At 36.3% G+C, this 9,244-nt stretch carries 16 protein-coding genes; 4 read left to right on the forward strand and 12 right to left on the reverse strand.

Annotation, left to right across the window (positions count from 1 at the left end; genetic code table 11):
* Window positions 1–203 precede the first annotated feature (203 nt).
* From ACFIMA_RS08570 to ACFIMA_RS08610, 9 genes are all read right to left on the reverse strand, one after another.
* Entirely contained in the window at window positions 204–644 is a 441-nt protein-coding gene (locus ACFIMA_RS08570) for a hypothetical protein (protein WP_375612653.1), read from the reverse strand.
* A gap of 86 nt (window positions 645–730) precedes the next feature.
* Entirely contained in the window at window positions 731–1,510 is a 780-nt protein-coding gene (locus tag ACFIMA_RS08575; protein ID WP_375693364.1) for a phage antirepressor KilAC domain-containing protein, read from the reverse strand.
* A 62-nt stretch (window positions 1,511–1,572) separates the two neighbouring features.
* Window positions 1,573–1,884 (reverse strand): hypothetical protein, encoded by a 312-nt coding sequence (locus ACFIMA_RS08580; RefSeq protein WP_375685521.1) that lies wholly within the window; start codon window positions 1,882–1,884, stop codon window positions 1,573–1,575.
* Between the two features lie 299 nt (window positions 1,885–2,183).
* A complete protein-coding gene (locus ACFIMA_RS08585) occupies window positions 2,184–2,573 on the reverse strand; it encodes a hypothetical protein (RefSeq protein ID WP_375693365.1) in 390 nt (129 codons plus the stop codon).
* 172 nt (window positions 2,574–2,745) lie between these two features.
* Window positions 2,746–3,102 carry a hypothetical protein gene (locus ACFIMA_RS08590; protein WP_375693366.1) on the reverse strand — a complete coding sequence of 119 codons (357 nt, stop codon included), beginning with the start codon at window positions 3,100–3,102 and terminating at the stop codon, window positions 2,746–2,748.
* Window positions 3,089–4,231 carry a DUF1376 domain-containing protein gene (locus ACFIMA_RS08595; RefSeq protein ID WP_375693367.1) on the reverse strand — a complete coding sequence of 381 codons (1,143 nt, stop codon included), beginning with the start codon at window positions 4,229–4,231 and terminating at the stop codon, window positions 3,089–3,091. The genes ACFIMA_RS08590 and ACFIMA_RS08595 overlap by 14 nt, the downstream gene beginning before the upstream one ends.
* Window positions 4,224–4,565: a DUF1376 domain-containing protein gene (locus ACFIMA_RS08600; protein ID WP_375681602.1), complete on the reverse strand. Its 342-nt coding sequence runs from the start codon at window positions 4,563–4,565 to the stop codon at window positions 4,224–4,226. The genes ACFIMA_RS08595 and ACFIMA_RS08600 overlap by 8 nt, the downstream gene beginning before the upstream one ends.
* A complete protein-coding gene (locus ACFIMA_RS08605) occupies window positions 4,555–4,899 on the reverse strand; it encodes a DUF1376 domain-containing protein (protein ID WP_375681603.1) in 345 nt (114 codons plus the stop codon). The genes ACFIMA_RS08600 and ACFIMA_RS08605 overlap by 11 nt, the downstream gene beginning before the upstream one ends.
* Window positions 4,889–5,362, reverse strand: a complete 474-nt coding sequence (locus tag ACFIMA_RS08610; protein ID WP_375693368.1) for a crossover junction endodeoxyribonuclease RuvC — start codon at window positions 5,360–5,362, stop codon at window positions 4,889–4,891. Before ACFIMA_RS08610 ends, ACFIMA_RS08605 begins: the two co-directional genes overlap by 11 nt.
* Before the next feature lie 66 nt (window positions 5,363–5,428).
* Between ACFIMA_RS08610 and ACFIMA_RS08615 the strand changes: the two genes are divergently transcribed.
* Complete coding sequence (locus tag ACFIMA_RS08615) at window positions 5,429–6,100, forward strand: hypothetical protein (protein ID WP_375643700.1); 672 nt, start codon at window positions 5,429–5,431, stop codon at window positions 6,098–6,100.
* An 87-nt stretch (window positions 6,101–6,187) separates the two neighbouring features.
* Here ACFIMA_RS08615 and ACFIMA_RS08620 read toward each other — a convergent pair whose 3' ends face one another.
* Genes ACFIMA_RS08620 through ACFIMA_RS08630 form a run of 3 tightly spaced genes read right to left on the reverse strand, consistent with a single transcriptional unit; the run spans window position 6,188 to window position 7,284 of the window.
* Window positions 6,188–6,418 carry a hypothetical protein gene (locus ACFIMA_RS08620; protein WP_208434686.1) on the reverse strand — a complete coding sequence of 77 codons (231 nt, stop codon included), beginning with the start codon at window positions 6,416–6,418 and terminating at the stop codon, window positions 6,188–6,190.
* Between the two features lie 10 nt (window positions 6,419–6,428).
* Complete coding sequence (locus ACFIMA_RS08625) at window positions 6,429–6,956, reverse strand: hypothetical protein (RefSeq protein ID WP_375693754.1); 528 nt, start codon at window positions 6,954–6,956, stop codon at window positions 6,429–6,431.
* Window positions 6,957–6,966: 10 nt separating this feature from the next.
* A complete protein-coding gene (locus ACFIMA_RS08630; RefSeq protein ID WP_375693370.1) occupies window positions 6,967–7,284 on the reverse strand; it encodes a hypothetical protein in 318 nt (105 codons plus the stop codon).
* A gap of 94 nt (window positions 7,285–7,378) precedes the next feature.
* Here ACFIMA_RS08630 and ACFIMA_RS08635 point away from each other — a divergent pair, with 94 nt between their 5' ends.
* The 3 genes from ACFIMA_RS08635 to ACFIMA_RS08645 all read left to right on the forward strand — a co-directional run bounded on the left by ACFIMA_RS08635 (window position 7,379) and on the right by ACFIMA_RS08645 (window position 9,134).
* Window positions 7,379–7,705: an XRE family transcriptional regulator gene (locus ACFIMA_RS08635; protein WP_375627683.1), complete on the forward strand. Its 327-nt coding sequence runs from the start codon at window positions 7,379–7,381 to the stop codon at window positions 7,703–7,705.
* Between the two features lie 219 nt (window positions 7,706–7,924).
* Window positions 7,925–8,305, forward strand: coding sequence for a hypothetical protein (locus tag ACFIMA_RS08640; protein ID WP_375621921.1), 381 nt, complete (start codon window positions 7,925–7,927; stop codon window positions 8,303–8,305).
* A 70-nt stretch (window positions 8,306–8,375) separates the two neighbouring features.
* Entirely contained in the window at window positions 8,376–9,134 is a 759-nt protein-coding gene (locus ACFIMA_RS08645; RefSeq protein ID WP_375693371.1) for an antA/AntB antirepressor family protein, read from the forward strand.
* The last annotated feature ends 110 nt before the right edge of the window (window positions 9,135–9,244 follow it).

Below are 9,244 nucleotides of genomic sequence, written 5' to 3' on the forward strand. Positions count from 1 at the left end.
ATAAAAGCCGTATCAATTCATTTTGATGCGGTTTTTATGTATTAAGGCTTGCATTTTTACACGTTTTGTGTAATATATTTTAACATTTAAAATGTATAAGTTTCCAGTTGCAAACAAAAGCCGTGTCTTAAAGGACGCGGCTTTTTTTTATTCTATCTTTTAGACGCCACAGCCGCTTTAATCAATTCCTCTACAGTCTTTATCTATCTACAAAAGGATATTAAACCTGTAGAAATCTCTTTTCTTCCTGTAACCCATGCCCCCAAAATAAGTTGCGTATCTCCAAAAACACGCGCCCTGCCACCAATAATTGCCTTTCCATAAGCACGTACATTACCGTAAACCTTCGCAAACCCATTAACACACGCCTCATCACAAATTATTGCATTTTCAAAAACCTTCGCATGCCCCCAAACCATAGCAGCATTATAAACCTTGGCATCATCACCAACCCAGCAATTGCCATCATGTGATAAGTTGTATTCACTTTCAATAAAGCCCCCTAAATCTCCTTTTTTAACACTTCCAAAACTTCTTAAAGCTTTAATGCGATAAAGTGTTCTAACTCTACCATAGAGATGGTCTTTAACTTCTGTAGTTTCATTAGTAAGTTCATATTTTTTGGATACAGTTTTAGTGGTCATAGGTAGCTCCCTAATCTAATATTCAAACAAATTTTTAAATGAAATGGTTATAAGGAGGCGCCCCCGCACCGCCGCTGCTTTTTAAACTATTGCATATTTCCGTGGATTTCTTCTCTTAAATATGCTAGTCCTTTAGACGTTATCTTTGTTGATGGTACGGTTTTTTCTGTACCATCATTTTTTTGAATAGTGATAACAGGACAATCCATAAGACCTTTTTTGATCTTATCTTGATAGGGTAACAGAGGGGCGCCAGGCGCTCTTCTGTAAACCCAATCATGTGCTCGTAAATAATTACTTAAATCCTTAGGTCTTACTTCCAATATTTTTGCTGCCTCTGTAATACCAAACAAGCCATCCGAGCGCTTTAGACCATCAAGAGCTATTGCTTTTGGTTTAAGAGTATTCACTTCATTTTTTAAAGTTTCTAATTGATTGATGCTCTCTAAGAGAAGTTTTTTAACTGTAAGGGGATTTTCTAAAGCACTTGCTAAATCTGTTTTCTTTTCTAATTCCTGCCACCGGTCAATTATTTTTGCACGCAATGTAGTGCTGTAGCCTGAAACTAAGATTAAGCATTCACGCTTTGGAAGGTTGTAACAAGGGAGGGTGCGACCTGTTGAATCTTTATAAACCCCTGCAAAATCACTGGGCCCAAATTTGGGCTCAGTAAAATCAACCGCCCCAAATTTGGGGGCGTTAATTTCTTCAAGCATTTTCTTTATATCACGCATAACATGTTTATGCTGCTTACCACATAACTCTGCAATTTCAACACTAGACATAGTTTGAATGCTATCATCTATTTTGATTTGATTTACGTTTGTTAAATTTGTTTGATTTATATCGATTAAGGATTGCGGCATCTTTTTTTCCTAAAAATTTAATAAAAATTAAAAAGCAGGCGCCCCCGCCACGCCCGAGCCATTTACGCAGCGTCTTTTAGGCTATGTACATTATTCAAATCGGGGGTATAAGCTTTTAACAGAGGCACTATTGATTCAATTGGTTCGGATTGACCGAATTCTGTCATAATTGCTAAGATTTTTGTAAAATTTGGAATTTCTTTTTGTAATTTAAAAAACAAAACTTTCTCAAGAGCCCCCATAAGCTCTACTAAAGAAATATGATATTCATTTTCAGTATCAATATCAATATTTTCACTATTAGCTTCTTTACATACTGCCATCCACAAATCACATAAGAAATCAGTGGTAATATTAATTTCGTTTTTTGTCATTTTAATTGCTTTCTTAACGTAATTAAGTTTCTTATTGACGACCCTATAAGGGCGCCGGGTGCTAAGAAACACGGCGTTAAGTCCGTCGTCACACTTTTCTCATAAAGAGTATTGTATGGTGTGACCACACCCGACAAAATCGTTATATGCCAACGATAGCATAAAAGAAAGTCAGTATTTTAAGAAATGGGAGAAACCTTTTCGTGGTTTACCCGCTTAACGTTTAGTGTTTCTTAGGCACTTGTCGACCTTAATAAACGAACCTTTCTTTAAAGTCAATACGTATTTTTTTATTTTTTTCACTTTTTTTCATTTTGATACCTACCTAGTTGAATACCAAGTGCTTTCTCTAGCTCGTTGTCTATATCATCATAAGTTTTCACTGCTTTAACTGTACGTTTTTTGATTTCCCTATTCACCTCGTCTATCAACGCTTCACAACTCAAAACACTTTTCGGAATACCACCCCCATATATCCAAGCTTTCACTTGCGCCTTGGTACTGTAATCAACTTTCTCAGGCATCTCATGATACTGACCACCGTCAAATTCTTCATATTCTCTTGTACCATCATCATATTCGTAAAGATTGTAAAAATACTCAGCTACCCCTAATCCCCATGGTGCATATCCAACCGCTGTTGCAACGAACTTTTTTTCCCCCTTCTGTTTACGTTTTTTTAAAAACATCTGGTTTAATATCCCCTATCTAAATCCATAACTTTACCAATGGGTTTATTTGCCTCAAAATGGGCCGTATAGAAGCGTTTTTAATTTCAATGTGGTTTTTATCACAAAATATTTAAATCGCTCTGTACGGTGCCTTTCTGTCAATTTAAACGCATATCTATTCTCAAAATCATCAGCAAACTTCACTACTTTGCTGTTTATCCTTCAATGCTTTTAAATACGATTTCATGACTGATGCTCCCGAAAAAAGCTCTGCTTTCAAATTTCTGCAATACTCTGCAAGCTCTGCTCCTGTTGGCATAAAGGTTTTCGATAATCCTTTTGCTTTTCCGCATATGATATCCTTAACAGCCTGCTTTAGAGCGTATTCTGAAGCATCTGATAAGGCTATGCTATAATTTAAAGCGATAACATTAGGGTCTATATTTGCCGGTATTTTTAGACCAGAAAGCAAATAAGCAGCCGCCTCGATATGTTCAACCGTAACTTTCCGTGAAAGCAGTGCTTGTAAGCGATTACAGTCTTGCAAAACTTGCGATCTCTCCTCCAGCGTCAACGGCTTTCCATGCATAGAGGTTGGAGGGTACACACTTCGGTCCACTCTCTTGGCAAGTGCTTGCAAATGAACTGATAGCCTCTGTATCTCTGCTGCATTCTGATCCATAAGAATCGCTAGTGGTGATTGCTGATTTGAGTGTACTGAAGCTTTGTGAAAGGCTGTTTGTGAAGTTATTTGTTGAGAGCTTATAGCGTTCGTTTGCATATCGTTTCTCCTGTTCTAATTTCTTGGCGAGCGTTCCATTCTGGTTAATAATCCAACCACACCAAGCACTTTGCCAATCGCGATTGTTTGCATTTCGACATGGGTTGGCTTTCCAATGAAGTTTAAATCTTTCGAATTCTAATAACGCCTCATCCTGCGTTAAGCCTTTATCGATTGCGTATTGCAAATCAGGTTCAAAATCTTCTGGTACGCTTCCAAGTTCTTTTTTCCCCTTACTTCGCTTGGCTTTCTTAGGAACGTTTTCTTGCTCGTGAATGGGAGGTTGGTTGTCTGATGATGTTGCGATTTGATTTGGTTCGCTTTCAATCGCATCAACCTCGATTGGCTCTTCAATCAAATCCGTTGTTTCTAAATCTTCAAATTCAGTTTCTTTTTTTGATAAAACGATAGTTTTATTTTTTTTATATATATTATTCTTATTCTGGTTCTTTATAGCTAGATTTTGCTTATCTTTTGCTTCAGCAAAAAAATCATTTTGCTTGTCGTTTGCTTCAGCAAAATTATTAACATGTTGTTTTGTATTGTTTTTTGCTTGTGCACCTTTTTTACCAGCTTCACTACGAATTTGTGATATATGATCTTTTTTATCAGCAAAATCTTTTAGCTCTTCTTCAACGCGCGTATTCCACAACCCACCATCTATCTCAACAAGTTTATCATTCCTCATTAAATATTCGATGATAGTTGCGAATTTTTTTCGTGAACAATTGCAAGCACGTGAAAGCGTTTCAAAATCTGTTTTAATTGGCGCTTTTTTATCGTACATGCGAACAAGAAGTGTTATATAAACGCCCCGTTGTTCCAATGTCATCCCATCTGTACCACTAATCCAATCATACAAATGAAATCTTATCCACGGCATACCATTAGACATGCCTTACCTCCATATTATTGCAAGTGAAATTATCTAGCTCTTCTTCACTAAGGCTGTTGAGTTCTTCTTCAACTTCTAAACTCCATAAACGACCATCGTCTAAACGAATGATTTTTTTAGTACAGAGTAAAGCATTGAGTGCTTTACTAAATGCTTTCTCTGAGCAACCAACATAACGTGATAATAGAAAAGTAGCTTCATCAAGCGGCTCTTGTGTTCTACGCATAAACAAACTAAGAGTAAGATAAACAGCTTTTTCCATCGGTTTCATACAAGAAACATCTATTATCCATTGGTCTGTATTAAGCCTCGTCCACGGTAATTTACTGGACATTCTCTTTGTCCTTCCTGCGCTTATGCCATGCGGCTTCTGATTGTTGATTGTTGTTCTTCAGCTCTTCTTCAACATCTGGACTCCAGATGTGGTTGTCATCAAAAAGAAAGATGTGTCCAGTTTCAGCTAAGAGATCTAGCGCATCATCAAGCTCGTCAATTGAACAGCAAGCTAATGAGGACAAGGCTCGTAAATTGTTCGTAATAGGCTTCCCAGTGTGTAACATTTTTAATCGCAACCTCATGTAAATATTGCCTTCAGTAGGAGGCAAATCAGCGAGATCAAGAAGCCATTTTTCTACATTAATTTTTATCCATTGGTTTTTATTTGACATTAGTGATTTCCCTTTCTTTAACTAAATATAAAATTGCTAAAGCATCTGCTTCGTTATCATCTTTCGGATTGTGTCCTTTTGCACGCACCGCCTTAATCATCTCTTCTTTCGACGCATTCCCCTTGCCTGTCGTCGCTTTCTTAATCGTACTTACTGGTATCCCCTCATACGGTATCTGATGCTGTTCACACCACGCCGTTAACGTTGCTAACAAACCACCGTAAACATGCGCTGCATCTGTACCTTTATGACGCCTCACCTCTTCAAAATACACCACGTCAATTTGACCTGCTGTCTGCTTTATTTCTGATAGCCATTGTTTAAAACGCAAATAACGCATTCCACCGCCTTCAAAACGGCGTGATTGAAAATTCACGGTACCACTGAACATGTCACCACTTGCACCACGTATCGCCCACCCCGTTTTGGTACCTAGATCAAAACAAAGAATCGTGTTAATCACCGCTCCTCTCCATACAAAACGTATTTTATAAAATTACTGTTTTCCCAAAGCGGAGGAGAAAGAGATATGAGAAATATGCAAGAAAATTTTGTAGAATTAACTGACATTACAATTAACATGAACAATAAATTGAATAACATTGAAACAGAACTCGCAACATTCAAAAGACAAAGTATATTGAAAAAAGACCTTCCCCAAATGATAAGAAATTCCTTAGAAACTTTGTGGACAGAAAACATAGCAGAAGGTTTAGGACCAAAGATGAAAGTTGAGATCTTTAATCTTAAACCTGAAGATCTATCACCAGAAGGTATTCTCATAGAATTTTCCATCAAAAACCCCACAGACCGACCAATGAAAATGAACTATATACGAATAGATGAAAATAGCCCTTTCGAATTCGTTCAAGCATTCTATCCAACTCCTTATCCATACTCTCAAAGCTCTCCAAGAAGCATTCTTAAAACATCTCCCAAATGTATCGATTTAATAACTCCCGTTACAACAAATCCTGTCATCCAAAACAACGTATTAGAAAGAGGAATTGACCTATTTACAGTGAATGGTGGGTATAGTTTTCAATGGGAATTAAAAATTCGCTCCATAGAAACAGAAAATCATGATAAACTATCCGTTCCGATCTTTATCTTAGAACATACTTCATCATATGACCCACATAAAACACTTGAAGTTCGCTTTTGGCCCAGCTTTTTTCGAAAATTAAGTCATCAACGATGATAATCTTATAAGATTGGGAATTAGGTTTTACTTATCTTCTCACCTATTAAGGTGAGAAGATAAAAGTATTTATTAGTTTGTTCTTTTTCATGAATCATAACCTCCAAAGGTTCCTATAACTCTTCTTTCTTGTACTTTCTTTTTCAACTCTTCAATTGACATATTTAACTTTACAATTAATATATCTTTTTCCTTCAGTTCTGTTTTGAGCTCTTGTTCTCTATTGCGATAGAGCAAAACAAAAAAGAACATAGCGATAACACAAAAGAACATAACCGCATTGGTAGTAAAAAACGTAATAATTGCTACTAAACTCATCTTTCTCTCCTCACTTACCCTTCTTCTTACTCTTCTTATTCTTATGAAGCGGCGCTTTTACTGCTTCATCACGCTGTTTAAGCTCTTGTGTTAGTCTTTGAATTTTCTCGTCACGTTCTTTAATCTCTTGCTTCAGTTGTTTAATTTCCTCGTCGTCGCGTTCTTCAATCTCTTGCTTCAATTCTTTAATTTCCGTATCACGTGATTGAACATCTGCTTTTAGTGCCTGTATCTTTTCACTTTTCCGTGTAAAATCTTCTCGATACGCATCTATCTTTTGTTTTAGTTCTTCAATCTCTTGCTTCAGTTGTTTAATTTCCTTGTCACGTTCTTCAAGATCCGCATCACATTCATCAATTGTCTGCTTGCTTTCCATTAAATACCTAAACTCATTCTCTTTCATTTTTTTCTTAATATCTTGAACCTGCTCTTTAAGTGCTTTAACTTGATCGCGATAATGCAATGCAATACGAAACATCACTCCGCTTAAGAGCAAAACTGAAACCACTGCTATCCATAAAATTTCATTCGAACTCATCTTTATCTCCTTAATGCTGTAAAGTTTCTCCGGTGTGATCAACACCGCAGCTCTTGCAAATTTTCGACATTGGGGGGTGTTGCTCTTGCATTAATCTCTGCAAGCGATCGGGATAAAAAAAATCTTCTGGACGCAAATCTATCCCATGATCACGTGCGTAGGTTAATAATTGCGCTTGATAAATTGAAGGAAATAATCCATTAGCACCACCCTTCTCTTTAGAATAAGTGATACGATAAACAGCGCCTTTACATTTCTGCAAAATACGCGAAACGTTAACAGCCCCCCCTAAATATTTTATTATGGTATACGCAGGTTCTTTTTTCATAATAATAAAGTTTCATATTTCATGAATTTTATCAAGATAAAAATTCAGTTTTTTTTTATTGATTTTTCATGTCGCATGAAAGAGCCTTACTCTTATGGAATCGGATCAGTTAAAGGCATGGCTTAATGAGCAATTAGCTAAAAATGGACATGGCAGCAAAAAAATGCTAGCTAAACACTTAGGAATATTGCCATCTACTTTGTCCAACATACTAAATAATTCAGCAAAAAATAAACCAATAAAACCTAGATTAATAAGAGCGGACGAGCTAATAAAAATTATTGATTTTTTTGGTGAAATCCCACCTTTTTTAATAAAAGAATCTGAACAATTTATTCGTCTTTATTATCAAGCAAAACCTGAAGTTCAGAAAGCTGTTTTAACGATTCTTCAAAACTCTTGTTCTTTAGACAAAGAATAATAGCTGCCATCACTTTTTTATCTCCATAATTCCAAAGTTTTTCTAACATTGTGTTATCCATAATTAATTTTTACCTTTATAAAATTTCATGTTTTATGAATTTTTTTATTGACGACGTTCATTAAATATGAAATATACAGACACCATACCCCGAAAAAAAAAACCTATGTCAAGGCGTTTTTTTCAAAATGTATTTAATATTTTGATATGGAGGCATTTGTGAATAAACCAGTGTTTATAAATTCTGATGAAATTCTCTTAGTGATGTGCGAAAATGAAGAGCAAAATCTCGCTAAATCTGGTCCTTTCTTAGAAGAAAGTGACATGATCAAATTTATCGACCAAGCCGATAATGCTGTCCAAATTTTGCGTATTGAACCAACGACTAATCGTTGCGAAGATATCTCTGAAGATATTGCCGAATTCTATCTTAAAGAATGTGAAGAGCAGTGCTTCAACGGAAACATTCCTCACGATTTTATTCTACACAGCACAGCATACGGTTTTTTTTTAGATGATATAAAACAGCGCGAATATGATGATGCAATGTATGGTTCTTACGAAAAACAACACCGTTTGCGTCCTTGTGATGTGCTTTAAAAATTCTTAAGGGCGCATTTAAAAGCGCCCCCCTCTTTCCTCTTATTAAATTATCGGATGGAGTAAACTTATGAATAATCCTATCACTATTACAAATAACACCATTAACGAAGAAAGCGTTCAGACAGTCAATGCTCGTGACTTGCACGCATTCTTAGAAGCAAAACGAGACTTTTCCAATTGGATTAAGGACCGTATTAGCAGATACAATTTTATAGAAGGACAAGACTTTGTAAAAACACAAGATTTGCGGTCACCAAATTTGGCGAGCGCAAAATCTAGATCTGTTATTGCAATTAATTATCATCTCACCTTGGAAATGGCAAAAGAACTTTCCATGGTAGAGCGTAATGAAAAAGGAAAACAAGCCCGTCAATATTTTATTGAATGCGAGCGGCGTGCAAAGCAAGTTGTTACACCACAAATCGATTACTCAAGTCCACAAGCGATGATTGGCTTTTTGAATTACCTACAAGGGCAAATAAATCAAAAAGATACTATCATTGAAGATTTAAAACCAAAAGCAATGGCTCTGGAAAGCTTGCAACGCTCTGATGGGCTCTTCGGTCTTATTACAGCTGCTAAAATTCTTGAAATGCAACCCAAAAAGTTCATTCTCTTCTTACAAGAAAAAAGATGGGTATATCGAATTACTGATGGCGCTCCTTTGCTTCCTTATCAAGATAAAATCCAAAAAGGACTAATGGATTGCTCAACCCACATCATTCAAACAACAAAAAAGGCAGAAAAAGTCATTCCTTGCGCAAAAATCACAGCAAAAGGAATTGGTGTGTTGTCTCAAGAGATTAAAAAACAAAACATGCATTAAGGGAAATAAACCATGGAAAAAAAATACGAAATGACTGATGAAACAATTGAGTTTGGGCGCAGAACGCTCCGCCGCATTCGTGCACTGAGAGACTTTGGATATGTCAAAAA

This window comes from Bartonella sp. AP88HLJMH (genome assembly GCF_042195605.1).
Lineage (GTDB): Bacteria > Pseudomonadota > Alphaproteobacteria > Rhizobiales > Rhizobiaceae > Bartonella.